Source organism: Cryptosporangium aurantiacum (genome assembly GCF_900143005.1).
In the GTDB taxonomy this organism is placed as follows: Bacteria; Actinomycetota; Actinomycetes; order Mycobacteriales; family Cryptosporangiaceae; genus Cryptosporangium; species Cryptosporangium aurantiacum.
In genome coordinates, this window is the sequence record NZ_FRCS01000003.1 from 394,450 (window position 1) to 413,065 (window position 18,616).

Annotated in this window: 18 protein-coding genes; 6 read left to right on the plus strand and 12 right to left on the minus strand. The window is 70.5% G+C overall.

The window, feature by feature from the left end:
- Positions 1 to 17: 17 nt before the first annotated feature.
- From BUB75_RS12715 to BUB75_RS12730, 4 genes are read right to left on the minus strand one after another with little or no spacing between them, the layout of a single operon-like run.
- Entirely contained in the window at positions 18 to 1,289 is a 1,272-nt protein-coding gene (locus tag BUB75_RS12715) for an ABC transporter substrate-binding protein (RefSeq protein WP_073256267.1), read from the minus strand.
- A 54-nt stretch (positions 1,290 to 1,343) separates the two neighbouring features.
- Positions 1,344 to 2,060: an ABC transporter ATP-binding protein gene (locus BUB75_RS47050; RefSeq protein WP_073256270.1), complete on the minus strand. Its 717-nt coding sequence runs from the start codon at positions 2,058 to 2,060 to the stop codon at positions 1,344 to 1,346.
- Entirely contained in the window at positions 2,057 to 2,842 is a 786-nt protein-coding gene (locus BUB75_RS47055; RefSeq protein ID WP_073256273.1) for an ABC transporter ATP-binding protein, read from the minus strand. The genes BUB75_RS47050 and BUB75_RS47055 overlap by 4 nt, the downstream gene beginning before the upstream one ends.
- Complete coding sequence (locus BUB75_RS12730; RefSeq protein ID WP_073257183.1) at positions 2,839 to 4,809, minus strand: ABC transporter permease subunit; 1,971 nt, start codon at positions 4,807 to 4,809, stop codon at positions 2,839 to 2,841. Before BUB75_RS12730 ends, BUB75_RS47055 begins: the two co-directional genes overlap by 4 nt.
- A gap of 266 nt (positions 4,810 to 5,075) precedes the next feature.
- Between BUB75_RS12730 and BUB75_RS12735 the strand changes: the two genes are divergently transcribed.
- From BUB75_RS12735 to BUB75_RS48125, 3 genes are read left to right on the plus strand one after another with little or no spacing between them, the layout of a single operon-like run.
- Positions 5,076 to 5,198 (plus strand): CoA transferase, encoded by a 123-nt coding sequence (locus BUB75_RS12735; RefSeq protein WP_073256276.1) that lies wholly within the window; start codon positions 5,076 to 5,078, stop codon positions 5,196 to 5,198.
- Positions 5,199 to 5,203: 5 nt separating this feature from the next.
- Complete coding sequence (locus BUB75_RS48120; RefSeq protein ID WP_178379849.1) at positions 5,204 to 5,590, plus strand: CoA transferase; 387 nt, start codon at positions 5,204 to 5,206, stop codon at positions 5,588 to 5,590.
- Positions 5,591 to 5,607: 17 nt separating this feature from the next.
- Complete coding sequence (locus tag BUB75_RS48125) at positions 5,608 to 5,907, plus strand: CoA transferase (RefSeq protein WP_073256283.1); 300 nt, start codon at positions 5,608 to 5,610, stop codon at positions 5,905 to 5,907.
- A 15-nt stretch (positions 5,908 to 5,922) separates the two neighbouring features.
- On the opposite strand, the gene BUB75_RS12750 is transcribed toward BUB75_RS48125, so the two are convergent.
- The 4 genes from BUB75_RS12750 to BUB75_RS12765 form a co-directional block, all read right to left on the minus strand.
- The gene (locus BUB75_RS12750) at positions 5,923 to 6,963 is read right to left on the minus strand and encodes an acyl-CoA dehydrogenase family protein (protein WP_218617466.1); all 1,041 of its coding nucleotides are present in this window, start codon (positions 6,961 to 6,963) and stop codon (positions 5,923 to 5,925) included.
- An 8-nt stretch (positions 6,964 to 6,971) separates the two neighbouring features.
- Positions 6,972 to 8,126 carry an acyl-CoA dehydrogenase family protein gene (locus BUB75_RS12755; protein WP_218617467.1) on the minus strand — a complete coding sequence of 385 codons (1,155 nt, stop codon included), beginning with the start codon at positions 8,124 to 8,126 and terminating at the stop codon, positions 6,972 to 6,974.
- Positions 8,127 to 8,131: 5 nt separating this feature from the next.
- Positions 8,132 to 9,277 carry a thiolase family protein gene (locus BUB75_RS12760; protein ID WP_073256286.1) on the minus strand — a complete coding sequence of 382 codons (1,146 nt, stop codon included), beginning with the start codon at positions 9,275 to 9,277 and terminating at the stop codon, positions 8,132 to 8,134.
- A gap of 139 nt (positions 9,278 to 9,416) precedes the next feature.
- Complete coding sequence (locus BUB75_RS12765) at positions 9,417 to 10,202, minus strand: enoyl-CoA hydratase/isomerase family protein (RefSeq protein WP_073256289.1); 786 nt, start codon at positions 10,200 to 10,202, stop codon at positions 9,417 to 9,419.
- 84 nt (positions 10,203 to 10,286) lie between these two features.
- Between BUB75_RS12765 and BUB75_RS12770 the strand changes: the two genes are divergently transcribed.
- A complete protein-coding gene (locus BUB75_RS12770) occupies positions 10,287 to 11,294 on the plus strand; it encodes an LLM class flavin-dependent oxidoreductase (protein WP_073256292.1) in 1,008 nt (335 codons plus the stop codon).
- Between the two features lie 38 nt (positions 11,295 to 11,332).
- On the opposite strand, the gene BUB75_RS12775 is transcribed toward BUB75_RS12770, so the two are convergent.
- Entirely contained in the window at positions 11,333 to 12,127 is a 795-nt protein-coding gene (locus BUB75_RS12775) for a FadR/GntR family transcriptional regulator (RefSeq protein ID WP_073256295.1), read from the minus strand.
- A 104-nt stretch (positions 12,128 to 12,231) separates the two neighbouring features.
- On the opposite strand from BUB75_RS12775, the gene BUB75_RS12780 reads away from it, so the two are divergent.
- Positions 12,232 to 13,731 carry an acyl-CoA synthetase gene (locus BUB75_RS12780; RefSeq protein WP_073256298.1) on the plus strand — a complete coding sequence of 500 codons (1,500 nt, stop codon included), beginning with the start codon at positions 12,232 to 12,234 and terminating at the stop codon, positions 13,729 to 13,731.
- 56 nt (positions 13,732 to 13,787) lie between these two features.
- Here the strand turns inward: BUB75_RS12780 and BUB75_RS12785 are convergent, their stop codons facing one another.
- Entirely contained in the window at positions 13,788 to 15,029 is a 1,242-nt protein-coding gene (locus BUB75_RS12785) for an FAS1-like dehydratase domain-containing protein (protein WP_073256301.1), read from the minus strand.
- Positions 15,030 to 15,112: 83 nt separating this feature from the next.
- Between BUB75_RS12785 and BUB75_RS12790 the strand changes: the two genes are divergently transcribed.
- A complete protein-coding gene (locus BUB75_RS12790) occupies positions 15,113 to 17,257 on the plus strand; it encodes an acyl-CoA dehydrogenase family protein (RefSeq protein ID WP_073256304.1) in 2,145 nt (714 codons plus the stop codon).
- A 52-nt stretch (positions 17,258 to 17,309) separates the two neighbouring features.
- On the opposite strand, the gene BUB75_RS12795 is transcribed toward BUB75_RS12790, so the two are convergent.
- Together BUB75_RS12795 and BUB75_RS12800 are read right to left on the minus strand one after the other, a co-directional pair.
- Complete coding sequence (locus BUB75_RS12795) at positions 17,310 to 17,801, minus strand: DoxX family protein (RefSeq protein ID WP_073256307.1); 492 nt, start codon at positions 17,799 to 17,801, stop codon at positions 17,310 to 17,312.
- On the minus strand, positions 17,798 to 18,568 hold the full coding sequence (locus tag BUB75_RS12800; protein WP_073256310.1) for an SDR family NAD(P)-dependent oxidoreductase: 771 nt from the start codon (positions 18,566 to 18,568) through the stop codon (positions 17,798 to 17,800). The genes BUB75_RS12795 and BUB75_RS12800 overlap by 4 nt, the downstream gene beginning before the upstream one ends.
- Positions 18,569 to 18,616: the final 48 nt, after the last annotated feature.

The window sequence follows — 18,616 nt, forward strand, 5'->3', positions numbered from 1 at the left end:
GGCTCTCACGTCTGCGCCTACGGCAGCGGATCGACCCCGGGGATCTCCTCGCCGCAGATCGGACTGGCCCCCTCGATCGGGACGAACTTCTTGCCGGTCAGCTTCAGGATGTTGACGCACCCGTCCGGACCGAGACCCGGCGTCGAGTGCGTGATGTTCGAGAAGTCGGTCGGCTTCGCCATGCCGGCGCCGTCCCACGTGCTCTTGCGGGTGTTCTCGATGAACGACTTCTGCGAGATCTCGTCACCGGCCTGCTTGAGCCCATGGATGAACAAGTCCGCGGTGACCCATCCGACATACGCACCGAAGTCCGGCGGGGCGGTGTCGCCCGCGTACTTCACCAGCGCCTCCTGGAACGCCTTGGTCTGCGGGGTGTTCGCCTCGATCGGGGTGAACGCGGAGCCGAAGTTGATGCCCTGGCCCACCGCCACCGCGGCTTCGCTCTGGAGCAGCGCGCCGCCGTAGCCGGTCGCCAGCACCGAGGATTTGAGCGTGACGCCCGCCTGACGCAACCCGGCGATCACCGCGAACGCCGTCGCCGGCGGAACGGCCATGTAGACCGCGTCGGACTTGGAGTTCTTGATCGCCAGGACGATCGGGCCGACGTCCGTCGTGCCCGGCTGGAGCTTGGTGTTGAGGTAGCCCCGCTGCAGGCCGGCCTTCTCGGCGGAGATGACGACACCCGCGGCCGAGGCCGCCGAGGACGGCGAGACGTTCCCGAGCGCGGCGACCTTCGTCGCTCCCTGGCTCTTGAAGAACTTCCCGTACGTGGTGAAGGCCTTGTCCGGGTCGCCGTAGCCGTAGGCGTCGAACAGGTTGGTGTAGCTGTCGTCGAGCCAGGCCGGCGAGCCGTCGAAACTGGCACCGGACACCGGTATGCCGGCCTGCTTGGTCAGCGGGGCCGCTCCGTAGAACACCGGGCTGGCGTCGATGATGCCGAACACCTTGTCCTGCTGGGTCAGCTTGCGGACCGCCTTCGCGGCCCCGTCCGGCGTGGAGGTGTCGTCGGCCGTCGTGAAGGTGAGCTTGTGCCCGTTGACGCCGCCCTTCGCGTTCTCCAGTTCCAGACGAGCCTTGACGCCTTTCTCGGCCCGGACGAATCCCGACGAGTAACCACCGGACAGCGACGTCAGCAGGCCGAGGTTGATCGGGGCGCCCTCGGCGAGGGCATCGCCGTCCTCGTTGCCGCTACTGCCGGACCCCGAGCCGCAGGCGGCGAGCCCGACGACGAGTAACGCCGCGGTGGCCGTTCGCAGCAGGTTCCGGACACGATTCGCTCGTGTTCTCACTCACAGCTCCTTCATCGCAACAGCGAGTAATGTAGGAAAACTTGGATGTGGCAGCTAGGCAGCACTCGTCCCGAGGAAGCGGGCGAGTACGTCGTCGGTGGCCTCGGCCACCGGGCCGCTCCAGGCCGCCGCGCCGCGGTGCAGCACCACGCAGTGGTCGGCGAAGGCCAGGGCTCGATGTACGTACTGTTCGATCAGGACGATCGTGACGCCGGCCCCCCGCGCCTCAGAGAGCCCCTCGAAGACGACGTCGACCATCTTCGGGGCGAGTCCCAGTGACATCTCGTCCGCCACCAGCACGCGCGGCGAGACGATCAGCCCACGCGCGAGCGAGATCATCTGCTGCTCGCCACCGGACAGCGAACCCGCGAGCTGCCGCCGCCGCTCGGCCAGCACCGGGAACAGCGTGTAGGCCCGGCCGACGGCGTCCGCGCGTTCGCTACGCGGCACGATCGCGGCGGCCATCCGCAGGTTCTCGGCGACGGTGAGGCCGGTGAAGACGCCCCGCCCCTCGGGGAGGTGGACGAGACCGGCCTGGCGCGCCCGGTGGGCGCCCCAACCGGTGACGTCCCGACCCGCGAACCGGATCGTGCCGGCCGTCGGCCGGACCAGACCGCCCAGCACGCGCGCGAGGCTGCTCTTGCCCGCGCCGTTCGGCCCGACGACGGCCAGGACCGAACCCTCGGCCACGGTCAGGGACAGTCCCGCCAGGGCGAGCGCTGCGCCGTACCGGACCTCGACGGCGTCAACGGTGAGCAGCGGGTCGGTCATCGCGCCTCCTCGAGGTTCTCGCCCAGGTAGGCCGCGCGGACGATCGGGTCCGCGCGGATCTCCGCCGGCGTGCCGTGCGCGATCCGCGCCCCGAAGTCCAGGACGCAGACCTGGTCGGACAACCGGAGCACGAGGTCGACGTCGTGCTCGACCATCAGCACCGAGATGCCGCGCTCGGCGACCACCCGGCGGAGCACCTCGGCGAGTTCTTCGGTCTCCGCGACGTCGAGCCCGGAGGACGCCTCGTCGAGCAGGAGCACGCTGGGCTCCCGGGCCAGCGCGCGGGCGATCTCCACCACCCGGGCCGACCCCAGCGGCAGCCCGCGGACCGTCCGATCGGCGAGCGGCTGCAGCCGCAGACCGGACAACAACTGGTCGACACGGTCCCGCTCCTCGGCCCGCGGGCGGCGGAAGCCGCCCGCGGTCAGCGGATCGGTCCACACCCGCAGCGGCGTGTGCTTGAGCCGATAGGCGAGGGTGACGTGCTCGCGAACGGTCAGCCCGCTGAACAGCTCGGGGTGCTGGAACGTGCGCGCCAGCCCGGCGCGGGCACGCGACTGCGGGGTCGACGCCGTCACGTCGAGTCCATCCAGGAACACCCGGCCGGCGTTCGGGCGCCGCAGCCCGGACAGGACGCTGAACAGCGTGCTCTTTCCGGCCCCGTTCGGTCCGACCAGGCCGACGGTGCTTGCCGCCGGCACATCCAGGTCGACGCCGTCCAGCGCGGTGATGCCTCCGAATCGGACCGTGATCCCACGAGCAGAGAGACGAGGCTCGGTCATCGGACGCCCCCCACGGGAGCCGGGGTCGCTGGTGCGGACGGTTGCGGATCAGGTTCGTCGGGGCGCCGTCGGGAGAACAGGCCCACCAGCTGGCGCCCCTGTGCCACGACTACCCCTTCCGGGTGGATGGCGACGCCGAGCGCGCCCAGCCCGAACAGCAGCGGCGGCAGCGAGCCCCAATGCGTCGGCAGATAGGTCGCGACGACACCGGGGAGCACGGCGAACAGCAGCGCGGCGCCCGCCGCCGCGAGTACGGAGCGGGCTCCGACCGTCACCAGTACAGCGACCCAGACCAGCCCGGTGAACGTCTCGAAGTTGTCCGGGACCGCGGCCTGGTTGTACAGCGCGAGCAGGCCGCCGCCCAGCCCGGCGACGAAGGCCGCGAAGCCGGCCAGCACGGACTTGGTCCGGAGGACATCCAGGCCCAGGGTCCGCGCGGCCGGCTCGCTCCAGCGCACCGCGCTGATCGCCAGACCGGTGGTGGAGCGCCGCAGGTTGATCGTGAGGAACGCGACCACGGCGAACACCGCGATCGCCAGGTACGCGAACGTCCGGTCCTGGGCGAGGAAGGCCGGCCGCTCCAGCGTGACGCCCGCGCCGTACTGGTAGAAGCGGTCGCGGGTGAAGACCTGTGTCTGGGCGAGTAGCCCGAGACTCAGCGTCACCAGCGCGACGTACAACTCGCCGAGCCGAATCGTCAGTGCTCCGACCAGGACACCCACGGGCGCCATCACCGCTGCGGCCACCAGCACGGCCAGTAGTGGATCCATGCCCGCGGCCGTCGCCAGTTGCGCGGCGAGGATGGCCGCGGCGCCGGCGAATCCGATCTGACAGAGCCAGATCATGCCGCCCTCACCGGTGACCAGCGTGATCGACAGGAACGCGACCGCGAGCGCGCAGGACTGCGCCACCAGGCCGAGCCAGTAGCCGGTGGTCAGCGCCGGAAGCAGAACGAGCAGCACCACGATCGCCGACACCAGCAGGGACTGCGCCATCGGCCGGTGCCCGGTGCCGGCCGTCGAGGGTGGACCGTCCGTCGCGTCGACCCGAATCGCCCGGTCGAGCGCTCCTCCCGCCGCCACCTCCTGCCCGACGGCACCACCGCGGGCCAGGAAGTAGAGCAGGAACGCCGTCATGAAGGCGAACGGGACGCCGGCGACAATGGCCGCGGTGACCGTCGAGTCGGCGGGCAGCCACATCTGGATGACGTCGGTGACCACGCCGAGTGTGAGCGCGGCGAGGACGGCGATCGGCAGGCTGCGCAGGCGTGCCGCGACGACGGCGGCGAACGCGATGGCCATCAGCAGCGTCATCGAGCCGAGCGTCAGACCGGCCGTCGGTGCGATCAGGACGCCGGCCAGCCCTGCGAGTACGCCGCTGACCGCCCACACGCCGACCGCGAGCCGTCCGGTGTCGACACCCATCGAGCGGGTCAGCGCCTCACTGTCGACCATCGCGCGGATCTTCAGGCCGACGTCGGTGCGGCGCAGGACCACGGTGCCGACGACGACCACCGCCAGCAGGATCGCGTAGGTGATCAGCTGATCCAGCGAGAGCGCCGTACCGAGGACGGTGTACACCGGCACCGGCTGCGGGGAGAGCCCTGGTGCCGCGGCGATCGCTTCGTCGCCGAAGAGCAGGTTCGCCAGCGGCGGCAGAGCGACCGACAGGCCGATCGTCGCCACCAGCTTGATGAGCGTCGACCGGTCGCGGAGATGCCGGAAGACCAGGACGTAGAGCCCCACGCTCAGGATCGGTGCTGCGAGGCCGAGAGTGACCAGCGCGGCCGGGAGCGTGTCCCAGCCCTGCTGGGTGTCCAGCCAGTAGAAGAGGCGGGCGAGGAAGAACGCCATCGAGCCGAAAGCGAAGTTCAGCACACCCGTCGAGATGTAGGTGACGACGAGCCCGGCGGCCGCGAGCGCGTAGATCGCGCCAAGAGCCAGGCCCGCTAGGAGGTAAGGAACCATCGACACCGCTCTTTCTCCGTCGGCGCGTCGCTGCGCCGGAGGGCGGGCTGTGATCGACCGCAGGTGCCGGATGTGACCCCGGCCACCAGGCGGTTCGCGTCAGCGTGCCACGCGTCACCATCCCGACAGAAGGGGTTCAGTTAAGAAAGATCACTTATTCGATTCACTAGGAGTACCTAGATGACGTAGATGACTATCTTTGGGGCGTGCGGATATCGTCGTCGTGAATGCCGGTGGTCGTCCCGGCCGTCGAGACGGAGTGAGCCATGACCGGTCCGCTCGCAGGTGTCCGCGTCGTGGAACTCGGTGTCGTGATCGCCGGACCGGCCGCGGGTGGCCTGCTCGCGGACTGGGGTGCCGATGTCGTGAAGGTGACCACCGACCGGTGATGTTGGTGACCAATCTGCGTCTGGGTGCCCTGGCCCGGCTCGGGCTCGACTACGAGAGTCTTGCCCCGCAGTTCCCCCGCTTGATCTACGCGTCGATCAGCGGCTACGGCCCGGACGGAGAGGGTGGCGCCAAGGCGGGATACGACGTCGGCGCATTCTGGTCACGGTCGGGCCTGGCCTTGTCGCTCACCCCTGAGGGCGCCGAGCCGCCGGTCCCGCGGCCGGGCCTGGGTGATCATCCGACCGGTCTGGCGCTGGCCGCCGGTGTCTGCGCGGCGCTGGTCGAGCGTCAGCGCACCGGACGGGGCCAGTTCGTCTCCACCTCGCTGTTGCGGACCGGCGCGTACGTCGCAGGTTCGATCTGGCCAGTCGCGCGAACGGTGGACTTCTGAAGCAGGGCCTGCGGCGGATGATGTTCAACCCGCTGCTCGCCGTCTACCGCTCGGCCGACGGACGCTGGTTCTGGCTCCCGGGGTTGCAAGCCACCCGGCACTGGCCACGCGTCACCCGCGCGATCGGCCGTCCGGAGCTGGCCGACGACCCGCGTTTCGCCAGTATGCCCGCGATCCTGCAGCATCGCGACGACGTCCTCGCCCTGCTCGACGACGCGTTCAGCGGAGAGCCGATGTCGTACTGGGAGGACGTCTTCGCCCGCGAGGACGTCTGGGACGACATCGCAGCGGCGAAGGGGGCGGGCAGCATTCCCTGACCGCCCCCTCCGGCCTCATGCGCTGAGCAACCGGGCGAGCCTCTCGCGGTGCCAGCGCGGCGTCCCGAGCACCAGCTCGTCGGTCTTCACCCGACGAACCAACACGTGGACGTCGTGCTCCCAGGTGAATCCCATGCCCCCGTGGAGTTGGATGGCCGTGCCCGCGATCCGGCTACAGGCGGGCTTGGCGTAGGCGGCGGCGACGGAGACGGCGTGGGCCCGCGCGGCGGCGTCTCCGTCGTCCAGCGCCAGTACGGCGGCCCTGGTGATGGAGTACGCGGCCTCCCACTCGGTCGCCATCGTCGCGGCATGGTGCTTGACCGCCTGGAACCTGCCGACGACCTGGCCGAACTGCTCGCGTTCCTTGACGTACCCAACGGACTTCTCCAGCAGCGCTCCGGCCGCGCCTACGGCGTCCATCACCGCGTACGCGGCCAGGGTGTCGAAGAGCAGACCGGTGTCCGGCGTCCAGGCGGACGCCACGACGCCGTCCAGATCCACGGAGGAGAACTCCCGCGTGATGTCCAGCGTCACACGCGGGGTCACGGTCACCCCGGAGGCGGACGCCGGGACGAGTGCCAGCGCCGGGCCCGCCTCACCGTCGGCCGCCACTAGGAGCCAGTGGGCCGCTCCGGCGCCGGTGACCGACGCGAGGTGCCCGGTGAGCACCAGGCCACCACTGCCGTCCGGTTTGGCCTCGATACCGCGCTGCTCCGGGTTGCCGACCGCCGGCACCAGCAGCGTGGCACCCGACTCGAGCCCCCCGGCGTCGAGATCGCCGGAGAAGGCCGCCACCGCGGCGGCGGCCTCCCCGACCGGGGAGTTCGCTCCGGCGCGGCCCAGTTCGGCGACGACGACCGCGAGGTCAGCCGGGCTTCCGCCACCGTCGGGTAGCAAGATGCCCAGCAGGCCCAGCTCCGCTGCGGACGCGGCCGATTCGCGCACGGAGACCGGCGCACCGGGATGCTCCCGCGCGGCGGCGAGGAAATCGTGCGCCGAGGCCCAGCCCTGGACCGCCTCGGCGAGGCTGACCTGCTCGTCGGTGAGTGACAGCACAGCCGCTCCTAACGGGGTAGTCCGAGACCGCGCTCGGCGATGAGATTGCGCATGATCTCGGAGCTGCCGCCGGCGATCGTGTAGGCGCGGGCATAGAGGTACTCGTCCTGCCACCGGCCGTCGACGGCCGCCCCCCTGTCACCCTCGACGAAGATCCCGTCGGGGCCGAGCAGCTCGACCGCCGTCTCGGCGATCGCCAGGTTGACCTCGCTGAACATCAGCTTCGCCATCGGCGCATCGGCGGCCTTCGGCGTTCCGGCGCGCCACCGCTCGGTGCCCATCTGCACGAGCGCGGCCAGCGCCTCGACGTCGGCGTGCAGGGCGAGCAGCCGCTGCCGGACGTCCGCGTCGGGGTTGGTGCCGGACACCTGGTCCCACAGCGCGCGCCAGAGCTCCCGCAGCGTGACCACGTTGGCCGCGACTCCGCTGCGCTCGTGCGCGAGGCTGGTGTTGGCGATCGTCCAGCCTTCGCCCGCGCGGCCGATCATCCGGGACGCCGGGACGCGGACCTCGTCGAAGAAGACCTCGTTGAAATCCGCCGTGCCGGTCATCTCCCGCAGCGGCCGGACGGTGAGTCCGGGCGAGCGCATGTCCATCGCGAACGCGGTGATGCCTTTGTGCTTCGGCGCGTCCGGTTCGGTACGGGCCAGGAGGTAGCCGAAGTCGGCCCACTGCCCGTTGGTCGTCCAGACCTTCTGCCCGGTGACCAGATAGTCGCCGGACCCGTCCGGCGCCGGCACCGCCCGGGTGCGGAGACCAGCCAGGTCGCTGCCCGCGTCGGGCTCGCTGAACAGCTGGCACCACACCTCGGCGCCGCTGCGGATGGCCGGCAGGTGCGTCGCCTTCTGTGCGGCCGAGCCGAACCCGAGGATCGCAGCCGCGGCCAGCGTGCTCCCGCCCGGCGGGAGCGGCGCGAACGCGCGCGCCAGCTCCTCGGCGACGATCTGATCGCGATCGGCGGAGTCTTCGCCGCTGCCGCCGTACTCCACCGGCCAGTCCGCGCCGAGGTACCCGGCGTCGAACAGCTCGCGGGTCCAGCGGCGCAGCTCCTCCTGGTCTTCCTCGGTCTCCGGGCTGCGCACTCCGGCCCTGACCGGGAACCGCGGGGCGCGAGCGTCGATGAACGCTCGCACCTCCGCACGGAACTCGTCGAGGTCGCTCACCCCGATCAGAGCAACTCGAAGATGGTGGCGTTGGCCTGGCCGCCGCCCTCGCACATCGTCTGCAGGCCGTAGCGAATGCCGTTGGCGCGCATGTGGTTGAGGAGCGTCGCGGTGATCCGGGTACCGGAGCCGCCCAGCGGGTGGCCGAGCGCGATCGCGCCTCCGTTGGGGTTGAGCCGCGCCGGGTCCGCACCGGTCTCGACCAGCCACGCCAGCGGCACCGGGGCGAAGGCCTCGTTGACCTCGAAGGCGCCGATCTCGTCGATCGAGAGACCACTCTTCTTCAGGGCCTTGGCGGTGGCCGGGATCGGACCGGTGAGCATGATGACGGGGTCGTCGCCGGTGACCACCGCGGTGTGCACCCGCGCGATCGGGGTCAGGCCCAGCTCGGCGGCCTTCTCGCTGGTGGTGATCGCGACCGCCGAGGCGCCGTCGCTGATCTGCGAGCTATTGCCGGCGGTGATCACGCCATCGGGCTTGAACGCGGTTCGGATGGTGCCCATCGACTCCAGCGTCCCGCCGCGGCGGATGCCCTCGTCGGCTTCGATCTTGTCACCGGCCGGATTGGTCACGGCGGAGATCTCGTTCACGAACCGGCCGTCGTCCTGGGCGGCCGCGGCCTTCGCGTGGGACGCGAGGCTGAACTCGTCGACCTGGGTCCGGCTGAAGCCCCACCGCTCGGCGATCATCTCCGCGCCGACGCCCTGGTTGGGGGCGGTGTCGCCGTAGCGGCCCCGGAATCCCTCACCGAACGGCCACGCGCCCGCCGTCGAGGAGCCCATCGGCACTCGGCTCATCGACTCCACGCCACCGGCGACCACGAAGTCGTAGTGCCCGGCGATCACGCTCGCCGCCGCGAAGCTGACCGCCTGCTGCGAGGAACCACATTGCCGGTCGACCGTGACCCCAGGGATCTGCTCCGGCCAGCCCGCGCCGAGCACGGCGTTGCGGGCGATGTCGATCGACTGCTCCCCCACCTGCCCCACACAGCCCCAGATGACGTCATCCACGATCGCCGGGTCCACCCCCGTGCGCTCCGCCAGTGCCCGCAGGACGTGCGCGGACAGGTCCGTCGGGTGGATGCCGGACAGCCCTCCGTTGCGCTTGCCGACCGGTGTGCGAACCGCCTCGACGATGACTGCGTCACGCATGGACTTCTCCTCGGTACCTCGGGGGCGCACGGCCCGGCGCACGGCCGGTCGAGCACGGGAATCAAGGGTCTAGATAGCAAACTAGTTTAACCATCTTTTGCGACGGGCGCCTAGCAGATACGGGTGAACCGCGCGCCCCTCAGCGCCCGCGGAAGACGGCCTTGCGCGGGCCGTTCGTCAGGAGCGACTCGATCCCGGCCGGCAGGTCTTCGGTAGCGAAGACGCGGCCGGTCACCTCCGGCGTTCGCGCGTCGGCGACCGCGGTGCCATGATCCCGCGCGGCCTTGAGCAGTGCCTTTCCGGCCGCCGCGGCCTTCGTGGGCCCGGCGGCGAGCCGGTCGGCGAACGCTCGGACATCCTCCAGGAGTGTCGCAGCGGGCCGGAGCCGGTTGACCACGCCCCACTCGTACATCTCGCGGGCCGGATAGATGTCGCCGGTCAGCACGAACTCGGCGGCGCGGGCGACGCCTGCCCTGGCAACCAGCCGCTGCGTCCCGCCGGCACCGGGCGTCAGACCGACGGTCGGTTCGACCAGCCCGAATGACGCCTCCTCGGCGGCCCAGAGGAGGTCGGTGGCGAGCGCGATCTCCATGCCGATCGTCAGGTTCAACGCGTGCACGGCGGTGACCGTCGGGACGGGCAGGGACTCGAGCAGCGCCCCGAGGCCGAGGAAGCGGGCCATCAGCTGCGCACCGGCCGCCTGGCCGAGTCCCCGGAACTCGTGGACGTCGACGCCGCCGCAGAACACGCTGCCCTCGGCCCGTACCAGCACCGCGCGCGTCTCCCCGGCCTCCGCCCGCGCCCGCACGTCCTCCAGCACCTGCTCCAAGTCGGCGACGAGGGCCAGATCGAAAAGGTTGAGCTTCGGGGCGTCGAGAACGATCTCGCTGACAGCATCTCGCTGTTCCAGACGGACTTTCGACATCCGGCCTCCTCGCCATCGAGTACACGTGCGATAGTAAAGCTAGTAAACTACGTTGCCCATCTCGCCACCACCCAGGGAGCCCCGATGACCGGTCCGAAGTTCGGTCTGCCGTGGAACGGCGCCGCCGTGGCCGCCGAGGCCGAGGCCGCCGGTGTCACCGCGTTCTGCAGCGGCGAGTTCGCCGACCACGATGCGTACGTGACCACCGCGCAGATGGCCGCGGCGACGACGAACGCCCAGGTCGGGCCGGGGATCGCGTACGCGTTCAGCCGGACGCCGTTCGCGCACGCGGCGGCGATGCGCAACCTGTCGAAGTCGGCACCCGACCGGCTCTTCCTCGGCCTCGGCTCCGGCGCCCACCGGATCAACCGCGACTGGTTCGGGGTGCCGGCCGACCGGCCGGTGGCCCGCATCGCCGAACTCGTCTCCGTGATCCGCGCGTTCCTCAACGCCGAGAACGGTGAGCCGATCACCTTCTCCGGCGAGTTCTACTCCATCGACGCCGACGTCCGGGCCCCCGTCCTCGGCAAGCTGGACGTGCCGGTACTGCTGGGCTCGTTCAACCAGGTGATGTGCTCGGCCGCGGGCCGGGTCGCCGACGGCATCATCGGCCACGGGCTCTTCACCACCCGATGGTGGAACGAGGTCGTCCGCCCGGCCGTGGCGCGCGGCGCCGCCAAGGCCGACCGCGACCCCGCCGACCTGCTGGAGCACGGCTGGATCATCACTGCGATCAACGACGAGGACCCCGAGCGCGCGGTCCAGGACGCGCGCCGGATGATCGCCTTCTACCTGACCGTCCGCACCTACGACCCGATGGTGGAGCTGTTCGGCTGGACCTCGGCCGTCGAGGACATCCGGAACGCGTTCCGCAAGGGTGACATGAAGGCGATGACGGCGGCGGTCACCGACGAGATGCTGCGGGAGATCGCGGTGTGCGGGAGCACCTCGGACGCGCAGACCGCGCTGAAGGCCCGCGGCACGGACGGGCTCCCGAAGGACGTCGCGTTCTTGGCCCCGCCCTCGTTCCTGGTCAGCGAGCGCCGCCGCGAGGCCTACGCTCGCGCGAGCCTGGCTCTCGTCCGGTCCTAGGTTCCCGCGGCCCGGCCGCGCGGCGGCGGCCCGGCGGCTCAGGCGAACAGGTCGAGCACCGTCGTCGAGTCCATGCCATCGCGCAGGAGGCTGCGCCCCGCGGCCTCCATGTGCGCGCGCCAGTGTTGTTCGGCTCCCTCCGCGTCGCGAGCCTCGAGCAACTCGATCAGCCGGCGGTAGGAGCGGACCAGCGCGCGGAACTCGCGGACGGTCGTCGTCCGGTTCGCCGGTCGGTGCAGCGCGACGGCCAGGTGCGTCGAGACCACCTCGTCCAGGACGCTGGACTGGATCGCCAGCGTGTTGTTACCGGCCCGCCGGAGCACCAACGTGTGGAATTCGGTCGTCACCCGCGACCAGCCGGCGAGGTCGGAGGCCGGGCTGCCCGCCTCGATAGCGGCTTCCAGGTCGTCGACCACACGGTTCAGGACGGCCAGGTCCTGCTCGGTCCGGCGGGTGGCCAGCCGGCCGGCGGCGGCGGGCTCGATCACCGATCGGGCCGCGTAGACGTCACCCATCGTGGTGTTGGTGACCTGGAGTAACAGACCGACGTATCGGGCGGCTACCGCGGGATCCGGCGCGAGGATGCGGGCCCCGCGGGCTCCGCGCCGGATCACGATCAGCGACTCGGCCTCGAGGATGCGAAACGCCTCACGCAGCGTCGGCCGGGAGACGTCGAACTGCTCCAGGAGGGCCTGCTCCGACGGAAGGCTCTCACCCTCGACCAGTTCGCCACGGACGATCTTGCCGCGAAGATGGGCGGCGATCAGCTCGCTCGTCTTCGCCGCGCGCAGACTGCGGCCGACCAGCGACTCGCCGTCCAGTGGTATGACCATGAGCGCCTCCGCCAACCAACCATGATCTGTAAGAATAAGTGATCTCAGTAAACTACGTTTGGGTGCACTGCGCCTGGACTGTGCGAGGTCCGACAGGAGCGACGATGCGAATCGGACAGAACGTCGACCCGGGTAAGACGGCTCTGATCATGGGCGGCGGCAGCAGGCTGGACTTCGCTGACCTGGAGGAGCGGTCGCTCGCGTGGGCCCGCCTCTTCCGCGCCCATCAGATCACCGAGGGTGATCACATCGCGCTGTTGCTGGTCAATAGCGTGGCCATGTTCGACGTGGCCTGGGCGGCGCAACGAACCGGTCTCTACTACACCCCGGTCAACTACCACCTCTCCGCCGACGAAGCAGCGCACATCGTCGCGGATTGCGGGGCGACGGCCCTGATCGCGAGCGCGGAGCTGGCCGAACTCGCCACCGACGTCGTCGCACGCACTCCCGGGCTGGCCCTCACCGTGCTGGTCGACGGTGCCGCGCCGGGGTTCCGCACGGCGGCGGACGCACTCGCCGAGATCGGGGACGCGCCGGTCGAGGACCAGCGCGACGGGACGTTCATGTTCTACTCGTCCGGCACCAGCGGATACCCGAAGGGGATCGTCCGGCAACTGTCCGGCGAGGCGTTCACCGGCCTGACCCCGATGGCTCCGATCCTGAGCGGTCTGTTCGGCATGACCGCCGACACCGTCTACCTCTCCCCCGGGCCGCTGTACCACGCGGCCCCGCTCGGATGGTCGATGGGCGTTCAAGGGCTGGGCGGCACCGCGGTGGTCATGGAACGGTTCGACGCCGAACGCGCGCTGGCGTTGATCGAGGAGCACCGAGTCACCCACGCCCAGTTCGTGCCGACCATGCTCCGGCGGATGCTCGCCCTGCCGGACGCGGTCCGCGGCAAGTACGACCTGTCCAGCTTGAAGGTCGTCGTCCACGCGGCGGCACCGTGTCCGGTGGAGCTCAAACGCGCGGTGATCGACTGGCTCGGTCCGATCGTCCACGAGTTCTACGCCGGTAGCGAGGGCACTGGCTTCTTCGTCATCGACACCCCGAACTGGCTGGCGCATCCGGGTTCGGTCGGCCGCCCCGCGATCGGCACCGTCCACATCTGCGATGACGACGGCACCGAGTTGGCGCCCGGCGAGACCGGCACGATCTGGTTCGAAGGCACGCCGGATTTTGCGTACCACAACGACCCGGAGAAGACCGCCGGCGCCTTCAACGACCGCGGGTGGAGCACCCTGGGAGACCTGGGCACGGTGGACGAGGAGGGCTACCTCTACCTCACCGACCGGCGTGGCGACCTCATCCTCTCCGGGGGCGTGAACATCTACCCGCAAGAGGTGGAGAACGCGATGTCGCTCCACCCGGCGATCGCCGACGTCGCCGTGATCGGCGCTCCGGATCCCGACTTCGGCGAGCGGGTCGTCGCGGTGGTCCAGTTGGAGCCCGGAGCGACGGCCGACGCCGACGAACTCATCACCTGGACGCGCGACCGGCTGGCCCACTTCAAGTGCCCCCGAGTCATCGCGTTCACCGACGAGTTGCCACGACTGCCGACGGGCAAGCTGCTCCGGCGTCGCGTCCGCGAGCAGTTCGTCTGAAAGGCAGAAACGGACGCCCGGCCTTCCCGGCCGGGCGTCCGTATGCTGTCGCGGGCTCAGCCCGACGCCGCGATCCGGGCCATCTCCACCTGGACGATGCCGTCGAGCGAGTCGGCAGGCGGCGTCGGCAGCGTCACCGGGGCGCTCCTTGTCGGCAGCAGCACGATCGCGGTGGCCGGCGAGGTCACCACGCCTCGCTGGTTCGTGCACCGCAGCGCGATCTCTACCTCGTGACGCCCGTCGACCTGCCGCTTGTCGACGACTTCACCGGTGAGGAACGTCGTGTCGCCGACGAAGTTGAAGCGGCGGTGCTGGACGGAGAGCTTCCACAGCCACCCGTCGTCCCCGATCCAGTCGGTGAGCAGGTGCGTCAGCCAGGTCTCGCGCATCGCGCCGTAGTCGTAGGAGGTGGGCAGGCCCAGCTCCTGCGCCCTGGCCGGCTCCCAGTGCAGGCGTTGAACCGTGTCAGGGACGTTGAGACCGTTCGCCGGGTACAGGCCGGGTGCCTTGGCCCGGACCCGCGCGGCGATCTTGAACGCGCCGGGCGGTGTGAGCTGCATTCCCCAGCCCGCGTGCCAGACCACGACGTCGGTCGTGGTCAGCGGCCCCTTGGCCTTCTTCTGCAGCTCCTCGCCGACGACGACGTCCTCCCAGTACCGGACCTCGGCACCGCGGCGGGTCTCGGCGGCGTACAGCGCGTCGATCTCGGCCAGCTGCTCGGGCGTGTAGGGCTCGGCAACCTCCTGCTCCTTCTTGCGTTCCCGGGTGGTGTGCCGCTCCGCGTTGATCCAGGTGCCGCGCTGGAGGCAGACCGGCTCGCCGTGCTGGTTGGCGAAGATGAAGTCGTGCGTCACGTGCGCGGTCCGCTTGCCGAACTGGCTGTCCTTCGGCACGACGCCGACCTGCGTGCGGAGACACTTCGCGCGATCGCCGAGTACGAACGGCCGCCAGAACTCGAACTCCATGACGGCCTGGTACGAGCCCAGGCCGGCGAACGGATCACCCTTGAGCAGTGCCTTCGTCTCCGGGTCCGGTTTGGGGGCGGCGTCCTCCCCCATCGTGTAGAGGAACGTGGGGGGCGCGATCAGCGATCCCCATCGAGTGCTCCGCGCGTACTCCGGATCGCAGTACAGGGGATTGTCGTCCCCGTACCCGAAAGCGAAGTGCCGGGTCGCGTCCCAGGTGACCTCGTAGTTGTGCGGGGGGTTCGGCAGCGGCTGCGGGATCCCGATCCGACGGCGGGAGCGATCGATCGCCTCGTCGGTCAGGACGCCGAAACGCTCAGCAGTCTCGGTCATGAACCAGGTATAACAGATATCTAACTTGGCTTACTAGGTTTGCGTAGACCACTTCGCCTGCACCGCTGCTCTCGGAGGCATCCATGCCCATCGCTCTCACCGACGACCATCGTCAGCTGGCCGATGTCGTCCGCTCGTTCGCGGCCGCCCAGGACCTGCGTCACGCCACACGCGATGCGTTGGCCGACGCCCCGGCCGGTCCGGGCGCGTCGTGGAAGCAGGTCGCCGATCTCGGGTGGGTCGGACTGCACCTGCCGGAGGAGTACGGCGGTTCGGACGCCGGCCTGCCAGAGTTGGCGGTGGTCGCCGAACAGCTCGGCACCGCGGTCGCTCCTGGCCCCTTTCTCACCGCCGTGGCGGGCGCCGCCGTGGTGAACGCCGTCGCGTCCGACGCGGTGAGGTCAGCGCTCCTGCCCGCGCTCGCCGACGGGTCGGAGATCGCGGCCCTCGGCCTGGTCGGATCCCTGGACCTCACCGACGGCACGCTGTCCGGAACGGTCGGGCCGGTGCCGGGGGCGGTGTGGGCGGATCACGTCGTCCTGCGAGTGGGGACGGACGACCTCGTGGTGCTGTCCACCGCGAACATCGCGGTCGAGCCCACCCCTGGGCTGGACCCGGCACTGGGCGCAGCCCGGATCTCCGTCTCCGGGGTGGCCGCGCCGGTTCTGCCCGGTGCGGCCCGGGTCGCGATCCGGATCGGACGGGCGCTGGCCGCCGCCGAGGCCGCCGGAGGTGCCCAGGCCACCCTGGCGATGGCTCTCGAGTACGCCAAGGTTCGGCAGCAGTTCGGACGGACCATCGGGAGCTTCCAGGCGGTCAAACACCACCTGGCGAACATGCTGGTGGACGCTGAAGCCGCCACCGCCTCGGCCTGGGACGCGGCTCGCGCCTCCGGAGGGGACGCGGCGCAAGCCGACCTGGCGTCCGCAGTGGCCGCCGCGGTCGCACTGCGCGCGTACCAGACGAACGCGCAGAAGGCGATCCAGGTTCTCGGCGGTATCGGGTTCACCTGGGAGCACGACGCCCACCTCTACCTGCGACGCGCGATCGCGCTGGCCGCTCTCTGGGGCCCGGTCGCCGAGGCCGAGGACGACGTCTCGGCACTGGCCCGGGCCGGCGTGCACCGGGAGTACGCGGTCGACCTGCCCCCCGAGGCCGAGACGTTTCGGGTCGAGGCGCGGGCCTTCGTCGAGTCGTTCCGCGCCGCCCCTGCCGCCGACCGGCGACAGCTGCTCGTCGACTCCGGCTACCTAGTGCCGCACTGGCAGAAGCCGTGGGGCCGGGCTGCCGGAGCGGTCGAGCAGCTGGTGATCGAGGAGGAGCTCGCCGACATCGAGATTCCGGCGCTCGGCATCGGCGGGTGGGTCACGCTGACGATCGCACAGCACGCCACCCCCGAGCAGATCGAGCGCTGGATCCCGGCCAGCCTTCGCGGCGACCTGGTCTGGTGCCAGCTGTTCAGCGAGCCGAACGCCGGTTCCGACGCCGCGGCCGTACAGAGCCGGGCGACGAAGGTCGACGGCGGGTGGCGGGTCACCGGCCAGAAGGTCTGGACCAGCAACGCGCACCTGTGCAACCGCGGTCTGGCGACCGTGCGCACCGATCCGCAGGCGGCCAAGCACAAGGGCATCACGACCGTGGTGGTCGACCTGACCGCGCCGGGCGTCGAGGTACGGCCGCTGCGCGAGATCACCGGGGAGGCGATCTTCAACGAGGTGTTCTTCGACGACGTCTTCGTCCCCGACGAGGACGTCGTCGGTGCGGTCAACGCGGGCTGGACCGTGGCCAGGGCCACGCTGGGCAACGAGCGGGTGTCGATCGGCGGTGACGCGAACCTGCGGACCGGCGCGGCCTCGCTGGCCGACCCGATCGCCAAGTACCGCGTCACCGATGCCGGCCTGCTGCGTGCCTACGGCCGGCTGATCGCCGACGAGCAGGCCGGACGCCTGCTCAACCTGCGCATGGTGGTGCGTGCGGTCGCCGGGAGCACCGAGCCGAGCATCGAGGGCGCGATCACCAAGCTCATCGTCGCCGAGTTGTCACAGTCGATCAGCGAGCTCAGCCTGCTCCTGGCCGGACCGGCGGCGATCGACGGGTCGGAGCCGGCGCTCGCCGCCAACTACCTGATGTCCCGGGCGATGACGATCGCCGGCGGAACGTCGGAGATCAGCCGTAACGTCATCTCCGAGCGGATCCTCGGTCTCCCCCGCGACCCGCTCAACCGCTGAACCACTGAACCGCGGTGGCCCGCTCCCGGAGTTCGTGGAGCGGGCCACTGTTCTATCGCGACGGTCGCCACGTGGCGGCCAGCAGCAGCGCGGCGCCGCCGACGCCGCCGACGACTGCGATCGCCAGCCCCAACGGCCCGCGAGCCACGATGTCCAGCGCGTCGTCGAGCGACGCCGCGCCCGGGCCGATCAGCGCGATCGCCGCTGCGACGACCGCGATCATCAGCACGTACTCCCAGCCGTCCTTGAAGACGAAGAACCCGTTCTTCCGATGCGCGGTGATTCCGGCGACGAGCATCGGCCCGATCGCGGCCGCGCATGCGAGCGGCGTGAGCAAGCCGAGGATCAGGCCGAGCCCGGCGGCGATCTCGGTGGCGACGCTCGCCCAGGCCTGCATGCGGCCGGGGCGTAACCCCAGGCTCTCGAACCAGCCGGCGGTCCCGGCGATCTTCCCGCCGCCGAACCAGTGGTTCCACGCGTGCATCAGCAGCGTGGCACCGACGATCAGCCGAATCAGCAGGACACCGGCATCGACCGAGTTCACTTCAGGCCGAAGCGCTGCGCGCCGTCGAGCCGGATGACCTCGCCGTTGAGATAGTCGTTGCGAGCGATATGCTCGACCAGGGCACCGAACTCGGCCGGACGGCCCATTCGGCGGGGGTTCGGAACCGCCTTGCCCCAACGCTCCTGAGCCTCTTCCTCGGGCAGCCGGAAGGCCGGCGTGAAAAACGTACCGGGAGCGATCGTCATCACCCGGACGCCCAGCGGCGCGAGGTCACGGGCGGCGACCAGGCCGAGCCCGACGACACCGCCCTTGGCCGCCGAGTAGTCGGTCTGCCCGACCTGTCCCTCGAACGCGGCGATGCTCGCGGTGTTGACGACGACGCCGCGCTGGCCGGACTCCAGCGGCTCGGTGGCGGCGATCGCGGCCGCAGCGAGCCGGAGGACGTTGAACGTACCGGTCAGGTAGATCTCGACCGTGCGCCGGAAGGTATCCAGGGGGTACGGCGTGCCGTCCCGGCCGATCAGGCGCGACGCCGCCACCGGGCCACCGTGCGCGCTCACCGCGATCCGCAGCGGGCCGAGCTCGGACGCGGCCGCGATCGCCTCCTGTACCGACGCTTCGTCGGTTACATCGGTACGGACGAACCGCACCCGGTCGCCCACCTCGTCGGCGAGCACCATTCCCTTGTCCTCGGCGAGGTCGGCGACGACCACACCCACACCGGCGTTCGCCAGCGCCCGGACCGTGGCCTCGCCCAGGCCACCGGCTCCACCGGTGACGATCGCCGATACACCCTCGAGTTCCATGCCGTCTCCTTCAGGACACCACATCGTGATCCCTGAAGGTTAACCTAG